At 61.1% G+C, this 21,598-nt stretch carries 22 protein-coding genes; 12 read left to right on the top strand and 10 right to left on the bottom strand.

The features are described from left to right. Window positions 1-6 precede the first annotated feature (6 nt). Together ACZ522_RS00395 and ACZ522_RS00390 are read right to left on the bottom strand one after the other, a co-directional pair. Window positions 7-282 carry a hypothetical protein gene (locus ACZ522_RS00395; RefSeq protein ID WP_379695300.1) on the bottom strand — a complete coding sequence of 92 codons (276 nt, stop codon included), beginning with the start codon at window positions 280-282 and terminating at the stop codon, window positions 7-9. 62 nt (window positions 283-344) lie between these two features. Then, window positions 345-719 (bottom strand): hypothetical protein, encoded by a 375-nt coding sequence (locus ACZ522_RS00390; protein WP_379695302.1) that lies wholly within the window; start codon window positions 717-719, stop codon window positions 345-347. Window positions 720-862: 143 nt separating this feature from the next. Between ACZ522_RS00390 and ACZ522_RS00385 the strand changes: the two genes are divergently transcribed. The 3 genes from ACZ522_RS00385 to ACZ522_RS00375 all read left to right on the top strand — a co-directional run bounded on the left by ACZ522_RS00385 (window position 863) and on the right by ACZ522_RS00375 (window position 2,684). Then, entirely contained in the window at window positions 863-1,633 is a 771-nt protein-coding gene (locus ACZ522_RS00385; protein WP_379695304.1) for a ParA family protein, read from the top strand. Next, on the top strand, window positions 1,626-2,087 hold the full coding sequence (locus ACZ522_RS00380; RefSeq protein WP_379695306.1) for a hypothetical protein: 462 nt from the start codon (window positions 1,626-1,628) through the stop codon (window positions 2,085-2,087). The genes ACZ522_RS00385 and ACZ522_RS00380 overlap by 8 nt, the downstream gene beginning before the upstream one ends. A gap of 366 nt (window positions 2,088-2,453) precedes the next feature. Further along, window positions 2,454-2,684, top strand: coding sequence for a hypothetical protein (locus ACZ522_RS00375; protein WP_379695308.1), 231 nt, complete (start codon window positions 2,454-2,456; stop codon window positions 2,682-2,684). 251 nt (window positions 2,685-2,935) lie between these two features. Here ACZ522_RS00375 and ACZ522_RS00370 read toward each other — a convergent pair whose 3' ends face one another. Further along, window positions 2,936-3,550: a hypothetical protein gene (locus tag ACZ522_RS00370; RefSeq protein ID WP_379695310.1), complete on the bottom strand. Its 615-nt coding sequence runs from the start codon at window positions 3,548-3,550 to the stop codon at window positions 2,936-2,938. A gap of 500 nt (window positions 3,551-4,050) precedes the next feature. Then, on the bottom strand, window positions 4,051-4,266 hold the full coding sequence (locus tag ACZ522_RS00365) for a hypothetical protein (RefSeq protein WP_379695312.1): 216 nt from the start codon (window positions 4,264-4,266) through the stop codon (window positions 4,051-4,053). Here ACZ522_RS00365 and ACZ522_RS00360 point away from each other — a divergent pair. From ACZ522_RS00360 to ACZ522_RS00350, 3 genes are all read left to right on the top strand, one after another. Then, window positions 4,249-4,962: a hypothetical protein gene (locus tag ACZ522_RS00360; protein ID WP_379695314.1), complete on the top strand. Its 714-nt coding sequence runs from the start codon at window positions 4,249-4,251 to the stop codon at window positions 4,960-4,962. The genes ACZ522_RS00365 and ACZ522_RS00360 overlap by 18 nt on opposite strands. A 303-nt stretch (window positions 4,963-5,265) precedes the next feature. Next, a complete protein-coding gene (locus tag ACZ522_RS00355; protein ID WP_379695316.1) occupies window positions 5,266-5,706 on the top strand; it encodes a hypothetical protein in 441 nt (146 codons plus the stop codon). 1,212 nt (window positions 5,707-6,918) lie between these two features. After that, a complete protein-coding gene (locus tag ACZ522_RS00350) occupies window positions 6,919-7,152 on the top strand; it encodes a HalOD1 output domain-containing protein (RefSeq protein WP_379695318.1) in 234 nt (77 codons plus the stop codon). Window positions 7,153-7,539: 387 nt separating this feature from the next. On the opposite strand, the gene ACZ522_RS00345 is transcribed toward ACZ522_RS00350, so the two are convergent. The 4 genes from ACZ522_RS00345 to dgoD form a co-directional block, all read right to left on the bottom strand. Then, complete coding sequence (locus ACZ522_RS00345) at window positions 7,540-7,926, bottom strand: hypothetical protein (RefSeq protein WP_379695320.1); 387 nt, start codon at window positions 7,924-7,926, stop codon at window positions 7,540-7,542. A gap of 404 nt (window positions 7,927-8,330) precedes the next feature. Then, entirely contained in the window at window positions 8,331-8,522 is a 192-nt protein-coding gene (locus ACZ522_RS00340) for a ribbon-helix-helix domain-containing protein (RefSeq protein WP_379695398.1), read from the bottom strand. 627 nt (window positions 8,523-9,149) lie between these two features. Further along, window positions 9,150-9,917 carry an IclR family transcriptional regulator gene (locus tag ACZ522_RS00335; protein ID WP_379695322.1) on the bottom strand — a complete coding sequence of 256 codons (768 nt, stop codon included), beginning with the start codon at window positions 9,915-9,917 and terminating at the stop codon, window positions 9,150-9,152. A gap of 101 nt (window positions 9,918-10,018) precedes the next feature. Next, window positions 10,019-11,170, bottom strand: a complete 1,152-nt coding sequence (dgoD, locus tag ACZ522_RS00330; RefSeq protein WP_379695324.1) for a galactonate dehydratase — start codon at window positions 11,168-11,170, stop codon at window positions 10,019-10,021. Window positions 11,171-11,319: 149 nt separating this feature from the next. Here dgoD and ACZ522_RS00325 point away from each other — a divergent pair, with 149 nt between their 5' ends. The 6 genes from ACZ522_RS00325 (at window position 11,320) to ACZ522_RS00300 (ending at window position 18,662) form a co-directional block, all read left to right on the top strand. Then, the gene (locus ACZ522_RS00325) at window positions 11,320-12,660 is read left to right on the top strand and encodes a class II aldolase/adducin family protein (protein ID WP_379695326.1); all 1,341 of its coding nucleotides are present in this window, start codon (window positions 11,320-11,322) and stop codon (window positions 12,658-12,660) included. Between the two features lie 177 nt (window positions 12,661-12,837). Next, window positions 12,838-14,532 (top strand): anaerobic glycerol-3-phosphate dehydrogenase subunit GlpA, encoded by a 1,695-nt coding sequence (gene glpA / locus ACZ522_RS00320; RefSeq protein WP_379695328.1) that lies wholly within the window; start codon window positions 12,838-12,840, stop codon window positions 14,530-14,532. Further along, entirely contained in the window at window positions 14,522-15,919 is a 1,398-nt protein-coding gene (glpB, locus tag ACZ522_RS00315) for a glycerol-3-phosphate dehydrogenase subunit GlpB (RefSeq protein ID WP_379695330.1), read from the top strand. Before glpA ends, glpB begins: the two co-directional genes overlap by 11 nt. Next, window positions 15,916-17,292 (top strand): anaerobic glycerol-3-phosphate dehydrogenase subunit C, encoded by a 1,377-nt coding sequence (locus tag ACZ522_RS00310; protein WP_379695332.1) that lies wholly within the window; start codon window positions 15,916-15,918, stop codon window positions 17,290-17,292. The genes glpB and ACZ522_RS00310 overlap by 4 nt, the downstream gene beginning before the upstream one ends. A gap of 72 nt (window positions 17,293-17,364) precedes the next feature. After that, on the top strand, window positions 17,365-17,808 hold the full coding sequence (locus ACZ522_RS00305) for a GlcG/HbpS family heme-binding protein (protein WP_379695333.1): 444 nt from the start codon (window positions 17,365-17,367) through the stop codon (window positions 17,806-17,808). A gap of 140 nt (window positions 17,809-17,948) precedes the next feature. After that, complete coding sequence (locus ACZ522_RS00300; RefSeq protein WP_379695335.1) at window positions 17,949-18,662, top strand: ThuA domain-containing protein; 714 nt, start codon at window positions 17,949-17,951, stop codon at window positions 18,660-18,662. A 75-nt stretch (window positions 18,663-18,737) separates the two neighbouring features. Here ACZ522_RS00300 and ACZ522_RS00295 read toward each other — a convergent pair whose 3' ends face one another. Together ACZ522_RS00295 and ACZ522_RS00290 are read right to left on the bottom strand one after the other, a co-directional pair. Beyond that, a complete protein-coding gene (locus tag ACZ522_RS00295; RefSeq protein WP_379695337.1) occupies window positions 18,738-19,820 on the bottom strand; it encodes a DUF7973 family transport facilitator in 1,083 nt (360 codons plus the stop codon). After that, window positions 19,821-21,404: an FGGY-family carbohydrate kinase gene (locus ACZ522_RS00290; protein ID WP_379695339.1), complete on the bottom strand. Its 1,584-nt coding sequence runs from the start codon at window positions 21,402-21,404 to the stop codon at window positions 19,821-19,823. Window positions 21,405-21,598: the final 194 nt, after the last annotated feature.

Below are 21,598 nucleotides of genomic sequence, written 5' to 3'. Positions count from 1 at the left end.
TCTATCTCACCCATCGCCTTCCAACTCCGCCATCTGTTCGTCGAAGTCTGGAAGTGAGGTTTCGTCGTCGAGTGTGAACTCTTCAACGTCTCTGCCGGTCAACGCAGCCAGCACCTCTGGCGTCGTCTGCTCGCCGTCGCGCCTCGGTTCGATCCCTACCAATTCGAGACGGAAGTCGTCGACGTGGATGTCTGCCTCGAACGAACCTCCTTCGCAGAGAACGACGCGGTCGACGCACTCGTCTCCGACATACACCTCGAAGTAGGCGAGGTTCTCTGTCATCTTTCTCCCCCACTTGGGCTTTTAACACTAAGAACAAGTGGAATTGATACATGGCAGTAATCTCACCTACTCTTAGCTTCTGCTCGTTTGAGGATTTGTTTCACTTCCCTGTAATTTTGGAAGTTTTGTGTAGGATGCTCTTTCTCCGCTGATTTAAACGCCCCCGAATATGTTCCAGTACCCCTCTTAGCTCTAGCTGGGAATCTCACGCTCTTTTGCTGGTCTACTAATTCTACCTCTACATCTTCTCCGGGAGATATCTCCACCGAGTCCTCATTTATATACGATCCGTCAATTATTACCTTAGGTGGCTGTTTTACCTCTACACACCTTATAATTCCCGCGACGAGGACGTGAACGCTGTGTTCGTCAGGCCGAATTCTCACGCTGAGTCCGTCAGTCGCTATATCAACCTCTACCCCCGGTTGTCTTGCCATAGCATACCGGATGAAATGATAACACATTTAGTTTCGGCTTGTTGATCTTCCTGTAGGTTTTCTATCCTCTATTCCGCGTGAACAAAGTAGATGTCTGACGTATCTATATGAACGGGTGGAACGCAAAGAACGGATAGAACGGCATGACCGTAAAGATAGGAATCACGAATCAGAAGGGCGGCGTCGCCAAGACGACCAACACCATCAATATCGCCGGGGCGCTCGCCGACCGCGGTCTCAACGTCCTCGCCGTCGACGCTGACCCACAAGGCTACCTCACTCACCGACTCGGCTTCGAGGATGCCTACCTCGCTGAAGAGGACTCGTTCTACGAGGCGTTCAAGGACCCATCGAGCTACGATGTCCACGACCTCGTCGTCCAACACGCCGAGTTCGACCTACTTCCGAGCAACATCGATATGTTCCACCTCGAGCAGGACCTCATCGCCGCGGGGATGAAGCCCCGTCTCCGCTTACAGATGCTTTTCGAAGACGTCGACGAGTGGGACGCCATCATCATCGACGCCCCGCCGTCACTCGGGCCGATCAACGATAACGTCGTCCTCGCGACCGGGCAGCTCCTCGTCCCTGTTGAGGCGGACGCATCGTCGCAACTCGCCGTGAACCACCTGCTCCGTCAGTTGGACACGCTCGAGGACAACTACGGAACTCGTATCGACATCCTCGGACTCATCGTCTCGAACGTCGACTACCCGCTCGATAATGAGCAACGCGACGCTATCGAGTGGTTCGAGAGTCGCTTCGGTGAGCACATCCCCGTCCACGTTGTCCGCCGGCGTGTTGCCATCAAGCGCGCCGTCGACGCTGGTCAGTCATTGTTCGGCGAGGGCGTTGACGAGTGCGACATGCGCGACGTCTACGCCACTATCGCTGCGGAGGTCGCCGATGCCTGACGATATCGACGAACGTCTCTCCCGGCGCTTCGGCGGCGAGAAGAAGGATAAGAATGACACTCGAGCAAAGAACGAGAAGAACGACTGGAACGATAGTAGCGAAGAGAACGAGATGAAGGCAGACCCCACAACGGCGAGTGAAGAGAGTACACAGGGGGACACGAACGACAAGAACGGCACTCGTTCAAAGAACGGGTGGAACGTGACGAACGTTAAGAAGGAGTGGACACCCCGGAGTATCTACCTCCCGGACACTATCGAGGAGGATCTCGGCCGGACGTTCAAGCGCCTCGATCTCGATCTTGACATGGCCGGTATCGACCGGGAGTTTCGGAAGACACGACACTTCTATCCGCTGCTCGTCGCGCTCGGGATGCAACGTATGGAGGAGATGGAACCGGAGGAACTCATGGAGTTCCTAGAAGAGTTAGAACGCAAAGAACGAGAGGAATAGCAGCAAAACCCCTGGCAGTTGTGTAAGGGTCTCGGAAGAGGAAGCGGCCCACCCTCGTACTTAACCAACAGCCGAGTCCACTGACCACCGTCTGTTGGTTAAGACTGCAGCTAATTGACGATTTGCCGCTTTATGCTTTCTCTGTACATAACACCGTGGTTGAGCGAGTCACATGACCCACCTACGCCTTGTATTCAGCACGGCTCCTGAGACCTATCAATGAGTGAGGGTTTCAACAGAGTCACCTATACCCTCGGCAGGTGTGATTAACCATATGACACTTCATACGCCGCTTGCCGATCTTCCGTCAAGTGCCCGTTCGAAGATTGGGGCCCCCTCACCGACAGCGAGACAACCATCGCGGTCATGAAGCGGAACGAAACGCCGCTTTTCCAACAGACTGAACCATGGATGATACTGACCGAGATCCGTCTCCTCTGGTATAACCGCTTCCTGGGAATGGAACGAACATCAGAAATCCGCCTTGGTAGCGTGACTACAGTCGAATATCAGATTGACTTCTTCGACCGCGGTCGACTCATCCTCACCGGCCCGGGCATCGCCAGAAAAGAGTGGATCGGAAAACAGCGACGGTGATGAGTTCGTGCGGCTACTTCGAGAGTAGATTCCCGACCGCGTGCCGCCGCAGTGACCCCGAAAAGTGACTATGCAGATGCGCCAGAAACACATCCATCCTCGGAGGGCGGGGGACTGAAACGAGAAGTTGATATTTCTCCTTCCTCTTCCTCGTCCTCGAATGCTGTAACAGACTCACAATAACGACAGAGCTACTTCATTCGCACGAATTTCGACGTATTCGAACTTCAAACATCCATCTCGCCGGGAGACTACTCCTCTGCCGTTTCTTGGAGATGTTTTTCCCAGTTCTTCAACGCAGGTTCCGGGCCCGGGATCTCGGCTTCGAATGTACCACTGACATCATACGATCCTTTCTCGTCCTGTACAGTGAGGCTGCATTCGATGACTGCTAAGTCGTGTTCAATCAGCGGTTCAATATCAGTCTCTGTTTCCAGGTCCAAACGCCTCCTGGACCGCTTCGTACGTGCAGGTTCAATCTCCTTTCCTACAAGGGACTCGTGGGAACGGGGAGTGTTGAGATAGATGGGGCCGGAGTCGCCTACCTCCCCATTCTTCTTGAGTCCTGTAAGGCGGTAGTCCTCAGAACTGACGTACGCCCCCTTTTCTCCTGAGTTGACCAGTCTAAGAGCCATGTTCCCGGTCCATCGTGCATTTTCATCGATAGACCCACTCCCTGCTTTGAAACTGACTTCCGAGTCCTTCTCAAGTGAGAGTGTTACATCGGACCGAGTCGGCTTATAGTGGCTCAAATAGAGATTCCACAAGCTCGACACGAGAACAGCGGTTGTGATTAAGACGCCAACTACGCTGACGATGAGCGTGGATTCAGAAACCGACGGAAGAAGGGACTGAAGGTCCAACACGGATTCGTCTGAGTGTCTTCAGTACACCCAATAAACGCTGTCATTCACTCGCATATGCGCCTCAGAACTCAGGTTCTGGAGGCGGACTAAGCGTAATTTGAGCGCGTGCAAACACAGAACCGTGGGACAGAGGCGTCGTGTTCTCGGTAAGAATCCTCGGGTGAAGTGAATTGTAACACGCTGTTACAACCCAGTGAGCCGGGTGAAACGCCTGCATTTCCACGAGAGGACAGCTTCTCGCTTTTGACCTACGCTCTTGGATGCTGTAACAGACTTACAACAACGGCAGAGGCGCCTTAGACGTTCGAATATTAGCGGTCCCGCGGAAAAGAAGCGGAAAACGAAGCGGACCTTACGGTAGTCGACCGACACTAACTACCTACACTCACCCTGAGGAGGGGGTGAACGTGTAGGCGACGTGGAGTGTTACACCACGCCGAGGGCGTTTTCGCCCCCAGTACGTCCGCGTGCTGTTGTAATCCTGTTACAGCCTGGTCGTGTTAGGCACCTCCCGAGTTGTTCTCACGGTAGAGGTCATGGGCACGGTCCTGGAGTGCCGTCGGAAGGTCGTCGTACCGAAGCTTGAGTTTCTTCGCCTTTCCCGTGTTCCGCTCACCGCCACTCTTCATGCGGACGAAGTCCTTCTCCTCGACGAGTTCTCGAGCGATGGTGTAGCCGTACTCCCGTGAAATGTCGATGTGGTTCGCGTCAGCCACCTCGTGAACATCTCCGTACGCGAGACCAGCGACAGCCGGCGCGTTCTTTTTCCGACTGGAGACTACACCAGGTGCGTCTCGGCCATTGTGGGGACGCTCTGGCCCGACAGTGACGCCGATGATTGGCGGGAGACGCTTCGGAAGTGGGTTCGGTCGGAGCGCGCCGAACAAAGGGCGCGAAAGCAAGCGGCCGAGAAGCGCCAAGAGACGGCCCGCGCGAAACTGGCCGAATACGAGGACTCCGACGCGGAGTATGCCGATTACGACACAGTGACGGCGGCCGTTGAAGCCCTCGACGTCCGCGACGTGGCGGCGCACTATGCCGCCGAATGGGATACGGACCCTGGGCGCGACCCGCCGCGCTTCGCCGCGAGTTGGCACAAGAGTCATAACACGGGAACGTCCTGTTTCGCGGACTCTGAGAAGTTCGTGGACCTCAAGGAGGGCGATTCCGGGGGTGGGGCGGTGAAACTGGCCGCGCGGGCGACGGGGATAATCTCACACTGTAGTCAATCCGTGACCGGCGAGGACTTTCGCCGGGCCGTGGCCGCCCTTCCGTCGGCCGGGTTCGACGTGCCGCTTCTAGAGCGGAAGGGAAAACCGACGCTTGAAGAGGCCGGATTTGGTGGGGAACCACAGACCGCGGAAGAGGCGGCGCGCAAGTTCCTTGCTATGCAGGAACTTAACGGAGAATAGCCGTGTCTGCCCCTCTCCCTCCCATTACGAGACACCCCATGGAGGAAATTCTCCATCTGATAAACAATCAACCCCATGGCGCTGGTTGTAGCCCGGCCGATGCCCTCCTCGAAAACAACCTCATGGGAGGGGGTATTCCGACGGACGCCCCATTACGAAACCAAACCCCATGGGAGCGGCGCGCCCGCCCGGTGGCTACCCCGTTCACACAAACAATCAATTCCATGAACGTCGGGGTACCCCGGGCCGATGACCCCACTGGCGAGGCCTTAGTTTCTGCCTCTCTCCGACACCCGATGGCCGATGAACAGCCTTCCGACCGCCCGATTTGCCGACTCTACTCTCAGACACATGGCCGATTCCTCTCCTATCGCAGAAGCCCCCGACTCTCAGAACCGCACGTATCTCGACTTTGACCCTGACGACGCCTATGAGTTAGTCACCGACCTCGCGGCAACCCAACTCTGCCCGTGGTGTTTTCACGAACTCCGACGGGAGTTTCCCGACGGGTACGCCGACGCCCCTGGCGCGGCCCGCGACTATGCCCCGGAGACGACGGTCGACGGCCGCCGGAAGCCCGGGGGCGAACAACTCCACTGCCCGGAGTGTGGTATCCTCCCGAGTGACGGCGTCCCGGCCGGGGAGTCCCGAACCAAGAAACAACTGCACGAATGCTTTGACGCCCTCGCGGCCGTCCTCACGAAGCGGCACGACGCCGACCTCGCCACCGACGTCGGTTACTGACGAACGGTTGCAAAGTAGAATGTATGGTCTTATCAAAATCTGGACGAGTGTCACCCAACTGGTCACACAACTTTATCCGCCGTTTGCCCTTAGAATATCAGAATGGTGCGATACCTTGTGACGTATATCCTCAGCGTAGTGCTACACCACATTTCTTGATTGGGATCCACTCGCCGTCTCTTCAGACTGCAAGTTTAAATTCGTCATTACCACAAGAACACATCCCCTTAGTCCCGATCGGACGGTACTCCCCGTTCTTCTGTTCTTGGGCTGGATAGATGCTCTTACAGTCGGTGCATTTTGCAAATACCTCTGGCTCACCCCCTGTTTCTGGATGTTTCTTTGTCATAATGGCTAAGTCTGGGAACTCTTCAATCTATGCCACCCATATCATCACAGCAGACAAAAGGCTTCTCCAGGAGTTTCTGACACTCATCGACAGCAAAACGCCGTCGAGACCGTCCTCTCCTGCATAAATCGGAGGACCGGGGACGAAGAAGAAATACGAAATCGATTGATAGAGGGTTAGTCTTCGAGAAAGGAAAACTCCGTCCCCCCGCATTTCGGGCACGCATCTCCCCCTATTGGTTTCGGACCTAACGAACAGAACGCTAGAAGCGTGCAACCGCATGACTCACATCGGACGTGGGTTGTCACACGCCAGACACTGATTCCACTTGGATAGGCATTTTTGCTAAGTATCAAGGTGAGAGGTATACGTTCTTTCGAGGAAGTAGACCACGTCCCGTTCCCGATTCGGTATATCAGAAAACCGAAGAGGAGACTGAGGCCCTCAGCGGCGTTCCCTTGAGGGTCAGCGTCGACAGGCAAGGTGTCATGGCACAGGCGTTGAGCGCACCGGTGACGTTAATGGCGATAAGAGCCTTCCCGACGCCGCCTTTCGTATTTCCGACGGTGAGCCAACGGGCCTGTTCTCCCTGTTATGCCAGTGGTGCCATAGTCGCCTATGGTCGCGTAGGTGACAAACTTAGAAGACGACGTCACGGACACACTGATTCCGACTACTACTGCCACAAAGATGGCGAACACCCCGAAGATGGGAGGACGCCCTCGTCGCCGTCCGCCGCTGCACCACCGACGACTGACCGACCCCGGGGGTTCGCGGCAGTAGAGCCCCCTCTGTTGAGGTGTCACCCTCTTCCTTACATAATCAGCCACTAACCTTTCCAATTAACCCGTCTTAACCCTTATATGGCCTCATCTACGCAAATTATCGAGAATATAATCTCTGAAATAAATACACCATCACGTGATCTTCCGCCTCTCTACGAAACAATTGACCCTGAAATACTCGCGGAGTTCGTTAACTCGGTGGAGGATGAAACCACTACTATCATGTTTTGCTACTGCGGGCACAAAGTAACTGTCCGAGGGGATGGGGAGGTAATGGTCACGCAGAGGATTCCTTCTCAACTGAAGAATTAGTTTCGTCATTCCTATTCTTCTCGCTGGCCGTAGTGCATTGGCCCGAGTGCCTGCCGCGCGGCGTGTCGAAGGGCGCGTTCACCGTCGGACGTCTGAGCACCCGGAGGCGGCACCCTCGGTGCAGGTAATATCCCCGCGACGACGGGCAACCTCCCTGGCGCGTCCTCGTCGAGTACGGGGAGTTCGCCGGCGTCGTCGAGCGGCGGGCAGACGATTCAGAAGTACGAGGACAACCGGTCGGTAGAGGTGACGGTTGAAGGCAACGGCGACGAACAGTGCATCCGCGACGCCGTCAAGCGCGCACTCGAAGAGGAGCGCCGGCAGAGTCGCCGCCGCACCTCACCGATGAACTGATTCTACTCGACAGTCCGTGGGGTGGAACAAGCGTCAGCCGGCGTAGTCGTCGAGATTCTCGACGGTGACCTCTTCGACCGTCTCGCGGACGTAGGCGAGGACATCGTGTTTCACGCGGCTCATTTCATCTAACTCATCGGCCGACGCCACCGCCGCGGCGGTCCAATTGGGCTGGCACGTACAGACGAGTCCAATGCCACTCTCGGCGTCGACGAGGCGGTAGGTAAGCGGCCTGACGTCCGTCTCGTCGTAAATCAGCCAGTAGTAAATGACCGCGCGGCGAATTTGGTCGTCGCGGTCTCTGCCGTCGGTATGCGTGTGGGAGGTTACAACCAATTCACCGTCGTCGGTGAGCGTGACGTCCTGAACGGGGACGCCGTCGTCAGCGAGAAAATTTTGATACGTCGAAGCGACCGACATACTACTCATACATACCGCTGTTCAAAGAGCCTTTTCTCGGACCTAGAGACATGTACGCCGCCGTTTCGGGGAAACAGTAGTTGGGGAACCCGGCTTCTTTATCCGAGGTTAAACAGAACCCCAAATAGATTAATATATCAAGTGAAGCATGTGAACTAAACAAGCTCTATTCACTAGCCAACCCCAGAATCCAAACAGCCCCATAGCCATTCTGATCATGAACGGTTTACCAGCTCTCTGCGCGGCTTTATCCGTCGGGGACGGCCTCTATCCACGGAGTCAGATAGCGTACCTGATCAGTGAGCGCGACCACGTTCTCGTCTCGGTCGTACTCAAGAACTCCTCCAGATAACCAGACCACACTAATCGACTCGACTAGAGACTGTCTTCCGACAGCGGGCAGCTCATAAGAATTTCTTGACCACGTGTTCGTTCGCTGTGGTCTGCTTCCACCCTTCTCGTGAGAACTCGAGGTGCTTGATGGCGTTACGAGCTGCGTAGCGAAGGAATTCGCTTCGGGAATTGAACCCTTGTTCTTCCCACGTTGCGTCGATGCCCTCGGTCGACGGACGCGAACGAACTGTTTGCGCAAAAATATCCAATTCACTATCTCTGTATCCGTCCTACGAGGCCACGGACAGTTCGAAGCCGAATGCGCTCTTGGATCCATTTGTCCGTCCTACCATTTAAATACGTATTATTTATCTCTCTTACCGATTCTCCCCTTCCTCGGGGCGACGTTCTGTGATTGGTACGTCTGTCCGCGTGGTCACGTCGGTGTAGCAGTTCTCGCTGTGACTCCCCGACGTCCATCTATACTCGATTCGATACCGGGAATCCGAGTTCTCTCGGCCTCGTCTCGGCAGCTTCGCCAAAAATAAGGTTGAATTTACTCACACAAACTACGATATACCGTGAGGTTATTTTCCAGTACTCAAATATAATAGATTGTATGAAAACTCCGTAATCTCTCACCGCCCATTACAGATCTAGTACTGTAACTCAATGCTTATCCCATGTATACTAACCATTTCGTCTAGCGTTCAGATATAGTGGACACCGAATTGGGGGCAGGAACACGTTCGATGGTTCCGTTCGAGGAATGCTCGGATGGACACTCCTCTTCCCAGGTAGTCTGCCCTCTTAGTCGAACTTGAGTTCGGCTCAGGTCTGGCCCGCCGGGTTTAGCATCTCTTCTACCAAGAAAACGGTCTACAGGAACGCTATGAGGTGTTTCGGAGAGCCTTCCGAATCTTGTTCGCCGAGCTGATGATGAGGCCGGGAATGTCCTGCTGAAAGCGTTTTCCGGACATACTCTCGGGCGGACTGAGCACGTATATTGCTCCGAACGTCAGCCCCTCGGGGTCGGTGATTCCGGCGGCGAGACCGCGCAGGTCAGTCCGCCACTCTTCGCGGTCGGACGTTAGTCTGCGTGTCTGTGCCGTCTCAAGTTCTTTTCGGAGGTGCGGCAGATCAGTAATCGTATGTTCGGTGAACGGTTCGACATCCTGCGCGTCAAGTACCGACTCCAGTTCGTCGTCCGGGAGGTTCGCCAGCATAGCTTTCCCGGGCGCAGTACAGTGGAGAGGAACGGTCTCTCCCTCCGCGACCGGCGGCGTCTCCACCTTCTGACCGGTTGACTCGTAGAGACAGATTCCCGCGTCGCGTTCGATCACCGTCAGACCGGCCGCGAGACCGGACGTCTGCGCTAACCGGTCTACCTCCCGTCGGCCGACTCGGTAGAGGGGAAACCCGGAGCGAACGGACGAGCCGATCTCGAAGAAGCGGAGACTGGGTCGGTACTTGCGGTGCTCTTTGACTACGAAGCCAAGATGTCTGAGCGTCTCCAGATGGTTGTGGACCGAACTCTTCGAGAGTTCGACTTCGTTCTCGACGGTGGTGAGGTTCGCTTCGCCCAGTTCCACGAGCGCATCTAACACTTGCGCGCTCGTCGTCGTCGCCTTGACGGGCGGGTCGCCGTTCTCTCTCATGTGTCAACGGATACAGCAACGGCACATATAATTGTTCACTATTTCCGAACAGCGCGCCCGAATTTCGATTCACTATTTCCGGATAGTCCGGCGGGGGAGCGCTACCACTCGGCGATGCTCCCGTCGTCGTGATACCACACCGGGCTCTGCCAATCAACTCGCGACTTCGATTGTTCGCGGACGAGTTTCTCGTCGATTTCGACGCCGAGGCCCGGGGCGTCGGGCGCGGAGACGTACCCCTCCTCGAATCCGAACACGCTCGGGTCCTCGAGGTAGTTCAACAGGTCGTTCTCAGCCGTCTGGTGAATCTCCAGATTCTGCGCTTGGACGATTGCATTCGGCAGCGTCGTGTCCAACTGGACGCACGACGCGAACGATATCGGTCCGAGGGGACAGTGAAGCGAGACGAGGACGTCCTCCGACTCCGCGGCCGTCGCTATCTTCCTGACTTCGGAGATGCCGCCCGCGTGGGAGGGCGACGGTTGAAGGACGTCGACAGCACCCGAACCGAGCGTCTGCTTGAAATCCCATCGCGAGTAAAGCCGTTCCCCGGTCGCGAGCGGCACCTTGGTGTGCGACTCGATGCGCGGAAGCGTGCCCGCGTGTTCGGGAAGCACGGGCTCCTCGTAGAACATCGGGTCATACTGGTCGAGTTCCGCGGCGATCCACTTCGCCATCCCACTGGTGACTCGTCCGCGGAGGTCCACCGCGACGTCCACGTCGTCGCCCACTTCGTCTCGGACGGCTTCGAGCCGGTCGCGGACGTGTTCCACCGCCGCCGGCGTGTCGATTCGCTTGAGCTGCGAGACGACCGAGATCTTCAGCGCCCGATAGCCGTTCTCCACCTCCTCCACCGCGGCCCGAGCGACCGCGTCCGGCGTGTCGCCGCCTACCCACTGATAGACGCGGATTCTGTCTCGCGCCCGCCCGCCCAGTAAGTCGTACACCGGTGCGCCGTAGTGCTTGCCCTTGATGTCCCAGAGCGCTTGGTCGATTCCGCCGAGAGCACTCATGAGGATCGGTCCACCGCGGAAGTGCCGCCCGCGGTACAGCGCCTGCCAGTGACGCTCAATTTCGAGTGGGTCCTTCCCGAGGAGATAGTTGTCGATCATCTCTTCGACCGCCGCCTTCGTCGTCTTCGCGTGCCCCTCGACGATCGGCTCCCCCCAACCGCAGACGCCCGCGTCCGTCTCGAGCTTCAGAAAGACCCATCGGGGCGGAACCTCGAACAGTTCATAACCCGTGATTTCCATGTCCGGGACGACGCAGGGGACCATAAAGTAGCTTGTGCGACCCTCGAATGCGATAGGCGCGTCGCCCGACCCGCCACCGAAACGACGCACCGCGGCGCGCGAGTCGCACCACCCATAGAGTTAACACCTCCTGTCGAAATAACACGACCATGACGGTGAACGAACCCAGACGAGTAGTCAGCGAACTCGGCAAACGGATGTTGTCCGACGGTCTCACCAAGGGGACCGGGGGTAACATCAGCGTCAGGACGGACGACGGGAACGTCGCCATCAGCCCGTCAGGGATGCCCTACGATGAGATAGAGCCTGAAGACGTCCCCGTCCTCGACATCCACGGCGAACAAGTCGAAGGCGACCGGAAACCGTCGAGCGAGTACCGAATGCACACGGACGTCCTCCGTGAACGTGACGACGTGGGCGCAGTCGTCCACAACCACTCCCCGTACGCCAGCACCTTCGCGAGCATCGACGAACCGGTCGGCCCCTCGCACTACCTCATCGCGTTCGTCGGCGACCAGATCCCCGTCGCATCCTACGAGACGTACGGAACGGCCGAACTCGCGGAGGTGGCGCTCGAGACGTTGGGTGACGAGTACAACGCGTGTTTGCTCAAGAACCACGGCGTGCTGGCGACCGGCGCGACGGCGGAGGATGCGTACGAAGTGGCGCTGATGGTCGAGTACTGCGCGCGCATCCACTACCAAGCGCTCAGCGTCGGCGAACCGTCGCTGCTCCCCGACGAGGAGATCGGCACCTTGGTGGAGAAGTTCGCCGACTACGGGCAGGCGAACTCCGACGATGGCGGAAGCGAACCGTCCGCCGGCGCTGACGTCCCCGACGACAGAATCGCGGAACTCGAATCGCAGCGCGCGGCAGTGAGTCGGCACGGCCGAGAGATGCTCCGTCAGGAACTGACCGAGGGGACCGGCGGAAACATCAGCGCACAGAACGGCGACCTCGTGGCTATCAGCCCGTCGGGGATACCCTACGACGAGATAGAGCCCGAAGACGTCCCGGTCGTCACGCTGGACGGCGAGCGGGTGGCGGGGAAGCGGGAGCCGTCCAGCGAGATTCATATGCACACGGGCATCCTCCGTGAACGCGACGACGTGGGCGCAGTCGTCCACAACCACTCCCCGTACGCCAGCACCTTCGCAAGCCTCGGCGAACCCGTCCCCGCCTCGCACTACCTCGTTGCGTTCGTCGGCGACCAGATCCCCGTCGCATCCTACGAGACGCACGCCACGCAGGCGCTCGCGGACTCCGCGCTGGACGCGCTGGGCGACGAGTACAACGCCTGTTTGCTCGAGAACCACGGCGTCGTCGCCGTCGGCGACACCGTCGCGGAGGCCTTCGAAGTGGCGCTGATGGTCGAGTACTGTGCGCGCATCCAGTATCAAGCGCTCAACGTCGGCGAGCCGTCGCTGCTCCCCGACGAGGAGATCGACACCCTGCTGGACCGATTCGCCGACTACGGGCAGGACCACTAAGGTGGGGTCTCGAACGCGGTCGGCGCGTGTCCGCCGGCCGCCTCGATCCAACTCTCGCTCGTGACATAGGTCGGTAGACCGCAGCGGAACCGCCGAAGCGACCGTGCCCGGCGTGAGAGGCCGTATTCCGTCGGCGCAACAATTATGGTGGCGGTAGCCGTGAGACCTCATAATCAAATGAGTCACTCAGTAGTCGTCATCGGCGGGGGAGCGACCGGCACGGGAACGGCCCGCGACCTCGCGATGCGGGGGTTCGACGTGACGCTCGTCGAGCGGGGTAACCTCACCGAGGGGACCACGGGCCGGACTCACGGACACCTCCACAGTGGCGCTCGCTACGCCGTCAGCGACCAAGAGAGCGCGATCGACTGCATGCGAGAGAACCGGATTCTCCACCGGATCGCCGGTCACTGTATCGAGGACACGGGCGGGTTGTTCGTCCAACTCGAGGGCGACTCCGACGAGTACTTCGAGGAGAAGTTAAAGGGGTGCGCCGAGTGCGACATCCCGACGGAGGTCATCTCCGGCGAGGAGGCCCGTCGCCGCGAACCCTACCTCACCGAGGAGGTGACGCGCGCGATTTGGGTCCCCGACGGCGCGGTAGACCCGTTTCGGCTCTGCGTCGCCAACGCCGCCGCCGCCGTTGACGAGGGCGCGACCGTCGAGACGCACGCGGAGGTGGTGGATATCGTAGTCGACGACGGAACCGTCACCGGCGTGAAAATCGAGCGGCAGGGACCGAACTACCTCGGCGAGGGGAACGAGGGCGACGTCGAGACCATCGACGCCGACTACGTCGTCAGCGCGACCGGCGCGTGGGCGGGGCAACTGGCCGAGATGGCCGACATCGAACTGGAGATGGCCATCTCGAAGGGAGCGATGGTCGTCACGAACGTCCGTCAACTCGATACGGTCATCAACCGCTGTCTCCCGAAGGGGGAGGGCGACACCATCATCCCGCACGAGACGACGGTTTTGCTCGGTGCGAACGACGACCCCGTGGACGACCCAGACGACTACCCCGAAGAGCAGTGGGAGGTCGACATGATGATAGACATTGCCTCCGAGATGGTCCCGGTCGTCGAGGACGCCCGCATGATCCGCGCCTACTGGGGCGTGCGACCCCTGTACGACCCCGACCCTGCATCGACGACGGACCCCGGCGACGTCACCCGGAACTACTTCGTCCTCGACCACGCCGAACGCGACGGCGTCGAGGGATTCGCCTCCGTGGTCGGCGGAAAGCTGACCACGTACAGGGAGATGGCCGAGTCGGTCACCGACCACGTCTGCGACGTCCTCGGCGTCGACGCCGACTGCCGGACGCACGAGGTACCGCTTCCGGGAAGTAGCGACCCGTCCGCCCTCGACGAACGCATGGACAAGTTCGACCTCCGGTCGCCCATCGCCCGTCGGAGTTCCCAGCGACTCGGCGACCGAGCGCCGGAGGTGCTGGACGTCGACGGGCCGAACCCGACGGTCTGCGAGTGTGAGGCGGTCACGCGCGCGGAGATATGCGACGCCATCGACCAGGTCGGCGCGGACCTCAACGGCGTGCGACTCCGGACGCGGGCCTCGATGGGGAACTGTCAAGGCGGGTTCTGCACGCACCGCATCGGGGCCGAACTGTACGGGGAATACGACGGGGAGACGGCCCGGGACGCCGTCGATGAACTGTACCAAGAGCGGTGGAAGGGACAGCGACACACGCTCTGGGGGGAACAGCTCTCGCAGGCGATGCTGAACCACATGCTCCACGCGACGACGATGAGTCGGGACGCGAACCCCGCCGTCAGCGACGACGACGTGGACTACGGGGCCTTCGATTCGGGGCCGACCGCTCGTACGACGGAGGGTACCCGTGGCGATTGAGAGCGACGTCCTCGTCGTCGGCGGGGGACTCGCCGGGATGACCAGTGCCGTCGCGGCCGCCCGAGCGGGCGCGGACGTCCGCCTCGTCTCTCACAAGAAAACCTCGCTCAGACAGGCGTCGGGACTGATCGACGCCCTCGGCTACGTCCCCGAGCGGTCGTCTCCCGCCGGGCAGTCCGAGTACATCTCCCAAGAGCGGAAGGACTTCCGCGAGGTGCGCTCGAACCGAGGCGAGTACAAGGGGCCGCTGGTCAGCCCCTACGACGAGTTCGGCGAGCTACCCGACGACCACCCCTACTCGCTCGTCGGCGAGGAAGCGCTCCGTGAGGGCCTCTCGCTGTTCGACGAGTTGCTCGGCGACGCGTACGCGGGCGGACACACCGACCAGAACGCGCTCGTCCCCACCTTCGGCGGAGCGGTGAAACCGACCGCCCGGTACCCCCGTTCGGTGGCTGCGGGCCTCGCAAGCGAGAACCGGTCGATGCTCGTGGTCGGCTTCCGGTCGTTCACCGAGTTCGACGCTCGAATGGTTGCGGACACCCTCGACGCCGCCGGCGTTCCCTTCGACGTCGCCGGGGCCGAAGTCAGATACGCGGAGACGTTTCCGGCGGACGCGAAGGTGACTCGCTTCGCGAAGGCGCTCGACCACGACGAACACATCGACGGCACGCCGGCCCGTCGGGCCCTCGCCGAAGCGGTCGAACCGCATGTCGGAGACGCGGAGCGGGTCGGCTTCCCCGCGCTTCTCGGCGACGAGAACACCCGCGAGGTCCGCGCCGAACTCGGCGACAGACTCGGGGGCGACGTGTTCGAGATTCCGATGGGACCGCCGAGCCTCCTCGGACTCCGGTTGGAGGACCGGCTGTACGCGGCGCTCGACGACGAGGGTGTCCAGTACGAGACCGGAAACCCGGTCGTCGGCTACGAGACAGCCGACGGCGCGCCGGATCGCCTCGGATCGGTTCTCGTCGACCGGAAGGGGAGGGAGGTGCCGTACGCGGCCGACACGTTCGTCCTCGCCACGGGCGGCCTCGTGGGGAAGGGACTCGGTTCCGACCGAAACGCGGTGCAGGAGCCGGTGTTCGGCTGTCACGTCCCCCAACCCGAGGACCGCTACGACTGGTTCGTAGACGACGCGTTCGGCGACCACGCGTACGCTCGGTTGGGAGTCGAACCGAGCAAGGCGATGCGACCGCTCGACGCGGGCGGCGACCCGGAGTTCGCCAACCTGTACGCCGCCGGCGCGGTGGTCGGCGGCGCGGACGTCGCGCGCGAGAAGTCCGCGAGCGGCGTCTCGCTGGCGACCGGAATCATCGCCGGCCGTGAAGCCGCGAGAACGGACCGAGAACCGACCACAGATTCGAACACGACGGAGATACGACGATGACCGACCGAACCGACGAAACGGACGACACGCACCGACCAGGCGACCAACCTGAACAGCACCGAGTGACCGACGGCGGCGTCACCGCCGCCCCCGGCCGCGAGGGCGCGATACCGGAGGAGGACACCAACGTGACGGAGGTGTTCCCGGAGGGGAACCTCGACCTGCGGGCCGGCGCGGACAACTGCTACAAGTGCACGACGTGCGACACGTCGTGTCCGGTCGCGGAGGTGGATGAAGAGTTCCCCGGACCGAAGTTCCAGGGCCCCGAGCAGTGGCGACTCAAGCGGAAAGAGGACGCCGATATCGACGGCTCCATCATGTCGTGCTCAAACTGCATGCGCTGTGACTCGGCGTGCCCGTCGGACGTTCCGCTCTCGCAGATGCACAACGAGGCGCGCGGCGAGTACGTCGACGACCAGATGGACGCGCTCTCGACGGAGTACGTCCGTAACCGCATCCTCTCGAACTACCGCACGTCCGCCGAACTCGCCTCGAAGGTACCGCAACTCGCCAACTTCGCGATGAACTTCGGGCCCGCGCGGTGGGTGATGGAGAAGGTCCTCGGCGTCACGAAAGAGCGGGAGTTCCCCGAGTTCGCCGAGCAGACGTTCCGCGAGTGGTGGCGCGAGCGCGGCGGCGCGCACGTTCAGAGCTCGGAGAAGCGAATCGCCTACTTCCACGGCTGTTACTCGAACTACAACACGCCCGAAGTCGCGAAGGCGATGGTCCGCGTCTTCGAGCACTTCGGCTACGAGATACTCGTCCCGCCGCAGAAGTGCTCCGGAACGCCGATGTTCGCCAACGGGATGCTCGACGACGCTCGGAGGGACGCGGAGACGAACGTCGAGAACCTCGCGTCGGCCATCGCCGACGGCGCGGACGTCATCGCCTCCTGTACCTCCTGTTCGCTGTCGCTCCGACAGGAGTACCCGGAACTATTCGACATCGACGGCGTCGAAGACGTCTCCGACAACACGTTCGAGGCGGTCGAGTACCTCCGCATCTACGAAGACTTGGAGGGCGAACTCGCCGACGCCGAACTCGACGGACAGTCGTTCGGGTACCACGGTCCGTGTCACGCCCGTAATCAGGGACTCCACCGGCAGGCCGTCGAACTGTTCCGTGACGTCGACGGCGTCCGCGTCGAGGACGTCGGCGACTCCTGTTCCGGCATCTCCGGCACCTACGGCTGGAAGGAGGAGAAGTACGACACCTCGATGAAGATAGGCGAGGAGATGTTCGAACACATGAAGCACGCCGAGGGGGAGGCCGGCATGACCGAGTGCCCGACGTGCGCGATGCAGATGGAACACGGCACCGGCTACGACATCTACCACCCGCTCGAGTTGCTCGAAGACGCACTCGTCGACTGACGGCACCTACCCGCGCCCGTTCGGCGAGGGAGGCACGGGATTTATGTGGATACGCGCGGTCTATGGTCGTGTATGGTTGAATCCATCCCCCTAGAGACAGCGACGCAACTCATCGAAGCGGCCGAGGAGCGAGCCGACGAGATAGACAACCCGATGGTCATCGCGGTCACCAACAGCGAGGGGAACCTCGTCGCGCAGCACCGAATGGACGGCGCGTGGTTGGCCTCGGTCAACATCTCCCGAAACAAGGCGTACACCTCCGCCGCGCTCGATATGCCGACCCACGAACTGGCCGAGGCGTCCGAACCGGGGAACTCCCTCTACGGACTCGATACGCGCGACGAGGGTCGCATGGTGGTCTTCGGCGGCGGCTATCCGCTTGAGAAGGACGGAGAAGTCGTCGGCGCCATCGGCGTCTCCGGCGGCGAGGTATCGCAGGACCGCGACGTCGCCGAAGCCGGCGTCAACGAGTGGAACGAACTCGTCGAATCCGACGCAGTCTCGGCTGACGACTGACGGTCGCGCTCTCTCGTCCGTACGGCGCGAACGACCCGCGAGTGTCCGTTCTTCTTCTTTCGGCGCTCCGGATGCGGAGTCGCCGCTCGAAGCACCCCGAGCGTCGATAGTTTTAGACCCCTCTCCCGCGTGGGTCGCGTATGGTGTCCGTCACCGTCTGGAACGAGTACGTACAGGAGCAAACGGAGGACGACGTCGCGGAAGTGTACCCCGACGGGATTCACGCCGTCCTCGCGCCGGCCCTCAGGGAACGGGGACACGACGTTCGGGTCGCGACGCTCGACGAACCGGAGCACGGACTAACGACCGACGTCCTCGACGACACGGACGTGTTGGTCTGGTGGGAGCACCGGGCGCACGAGGACGTCGAGGACGAGATCGTCGAACGCGTCTGCGAGCGCATCTACGACGGGATGGGGTTCGTTCCGCTCCACTCGTCGCACTTCTCGAAGGTGTTCAAGCGACTCATGGGCACCCCGTGTTCGCTCGCGTACCGGGAGTCCGGCGAACGCGAACGGGTGTGGACGGTGGACCCGAGCCACCCAGTCGCCGACGGCCTCGACGAGTCGTTCGTCGTCCCGGAGGCGGAGATGTACGGCGAACCGTTCGCGGTGCCGGAGCCGGACCGCCTGGTGTTCGTCTCGTGGTTCGAGGGCGGCGAGGTGTTCCGCTCGGGGTGCTGTTACCACCGCGGCAACGGGCGGATATTCTACTTCCGTCCCGGTCACGAGACGTACCCGGTGTACGAGGAGTCGGTTGTACAGGACGTCATCGACAACGCCGTCAGGTGGGCCGCCCGGGGCGGCCGCGGCGAGACGGCGACCGAGAACCGCGCCGTCGGGCCCTCCGAGTAGCTGCCCGCATCACGGGAGTCTCGAACGTCTGTTTTCGACGCGACCGTCGTCACTACCTCGGACGCGTGTCTCCCCTCAGAGCGCGGGGACCCACGAACTGCCCGGAAACACTCCGAGCGCGGCCAGCACCGCGACGAGGAACGTCCCGAAGACGATGGCCGCCGCGGGCGGGTCAAGGTGGGTGTCACCGTGGGCGTAGAAGACGCGCTGGAACAGTTCGCCGAACAGTGCGCACGCGACGCCTATCGCCGCGCCGACGAGCGCTACCTCGATAAGCGGGAGAGACCCGACCGACGTCCCTTCCGGGGCCATCGCGAACGCCGCCGTGCTGGACGGCAGCGTGATGTGGTGCGTGACCGGGACGTTCTCGATGCCGATGCTCAGGAAGACGAGCGAGAAGGCGCTGATGCCGAATCCGAGGTAGACACTCCCCGTCGCGTAGCCGATGTACGCGCCGAGAACGCCGACGACGAGGCCGAGGAGTCCGACGTTCAGCCACTTGTACTGCTGCGGGAGCCACGGCTCAACGAGCAACCGGTTCATCGGGCCGCCGTGGGCCTGCCCGCCGTCGGTCACGCCCTGCCCCTCGTTTCGAAGCCGCTCTTCTGCGAACGGCCGCATGTTCAGCAGGCCCTCGCTGGGCTGGCCGATCAGGTCGTAGCCAAACGCCACCCGGTGGAGGACCGCCGAGAGGACGACAGCCATGGCGATGGGGTCCCAGGGGAGTGCGAACGCCATCATCGCCTGCGCCATCAGGTACCCGGCCACACCGAACAACCCGCCGACCAAGAGGACGTCCGGCTTCGTACCGAACGCGTAGTTGATGTCCTTGGCCGGGTGGTAGTCGAAGTCCGTCTCCATGTATCCCCGCTTCGCGGCGTACGCCGAGGCGGCGGCGCCGGCGGCGAAACTGATGTGGGGACCGAACACGGGGCCGAACGCGATCGACCCCGTGAGTCCGAGTGCACCGACCTGCGCCGGGTCGACGTTCGCCGCGGACGCGACGGCTTCCGCCGCCACGTTCCCGGCTTCGCCGGCGATGACCAGAAAGCCGGTGAAGATGAATGCGGGTTGACCGCCGATGGCCGCGCCGAACGCACCGCCGGCGAACGCTGCGACGAGCATACCTCCGGCTGTGAGTGCGGATAAATCGACCATTCAGCTCCCCCCAACGGTGTCCTTCCCGACGACGGTCTTCTTGCTCGGGCTGGCGGCTTCGGCCTGCTCCATCTGCCGGAGGTCTTCGAGCGCCTTTACCCGCTCGTCCCATGCCTCGAACGTCGCCTCGTAGGCGTCGGTGTACACGTCGTACCAGCGTCGGTACTGGCGGACTTTCTCGGGACGCGGCTCAAACGACTGCGCGACCGACGAAGTGGCGTTGACCGCCTCTGCGAGGCTATCGTACGTCCCCGTACCGATACCGGCGAGCAGCGCGGCCCCCTTCGCGCCGAACTCGGTGCCCGCCGGGATGACAATGGTCGCGTTCAGGCAGTCCGCGAACATCTGACACCAGAAGTCCGAGTTCGCACCGCCGCCGCTAAGGTATATCTCGTCGGCGTTCTCCGGGAGGTGCTTGTAACAGTCACGCATGGCGAGCGAGATGCCCTCGTACACCGCGCGGACGAGGTGCGCCTGCGTGTGCTCTTGGGTCAGTCCCATGAACTGCGCTCGGGCGTTCGGGTTGAGGAACGGAGCGCGCTCGCCGGCCGAACTGAGGAACGGGTGATAGAGGAGTCCGTCGGAGCCGACGGGTATCGACTCGACTTCCTCCTCGACGAGGTTGAAGCTGCTCTTGTCCATTATCTCCTCGATGGCCCAATCGAGATTCGGCGTTCCGGTCATCGAGGACATGAATTTGGTCCACAGACCGTCCTCGACGCCGAGCGTCAGCAGTATCCCCGCCCGTTCGTCGTCGGACGGAGCCTCGTCGAGGACAGTCTGATTCACCGACGTCGTCCCGACGATGGACGACCCCTCGCCGGGGAGCGCGGCCCCACTTCCGAACGCTGAGGCGGCGATGTCTATGAATCCGGAGACGACCGGCGTTCCCTCCGGAAGTCCGGTTTCGACCGCCGCGTGCTCGGTGAGTCCGCCGACGACTTCCGTCCCCGAGACGAGTTCGGGTCGCATCTCTGCGACTTCGGGCATTCCGACTGCGTCCAACACCTCGTCGGAGTACTCGGCCGTTTCGGCGTCGACGTAGGGGAGCGACGCGTCGCTCGGGTCCGTGGTCAACTCGCCGGTGAGTTTGTACTTCAGCCAGTCCTTACAGAAGAACACCGTGTCGGCCTCCTCGTAACTCTCCGGTTCGTTCTCCTTAAGCCACCGGAGGATGACGAGGCTGCTTCCCGGGAACTGCGTTCCCCCGCAGATGTCGTACACCTCGTCGGAGACGCCGTTCTCCTGCCACTCCTGCACGTAGGAGTTCGCGCGGCCGTCGGACCAGAGGATGGCCGGTCTGACCGGGTCACCGCGTTCGTCCACCAGCCAGCAGCCGTCGCCCTGTCCAGTGACGCCGACCGCCACGACTTCGTCGTCCTCGTCCAGTCGGTCCTCCACCTCGCTGAGCGTCTGAGCCGTCTTCTTCCACGTCGTCACCATGGACTGCTCCGCCCATCCGGATTCGGGGCGTTTGACCGCGTTCTCGACGCTACTCTTGTAGAGCTCTTCGCCTTCGAGCGTGAAGGCGACCGACTTGATAACTGTCGTACCGGCGTCTACGCCGATAATAACTTGCGACATCATAGAACATTATCATTATTGACAGTAAATATCTTATGGCCAGTAGGACCGCAATCCTGGTGCTGCGAGCCCATCTATTCCTGCTGACGGAAAAACCCGGACTCGAAGGTAGTCCACTATCGGTGAACGCAACGCCCTGACTTCACAGAGTACCGCCGCCCTCTCGCCGTCAGCACTCGGTGCGTGATAGCGTT

This window comes from Halopelagius fulvigenes (assembly GCF_055398025.1).
This window is presented reverse-complemented; position numbering and strand designations above follow the sequence as displayed.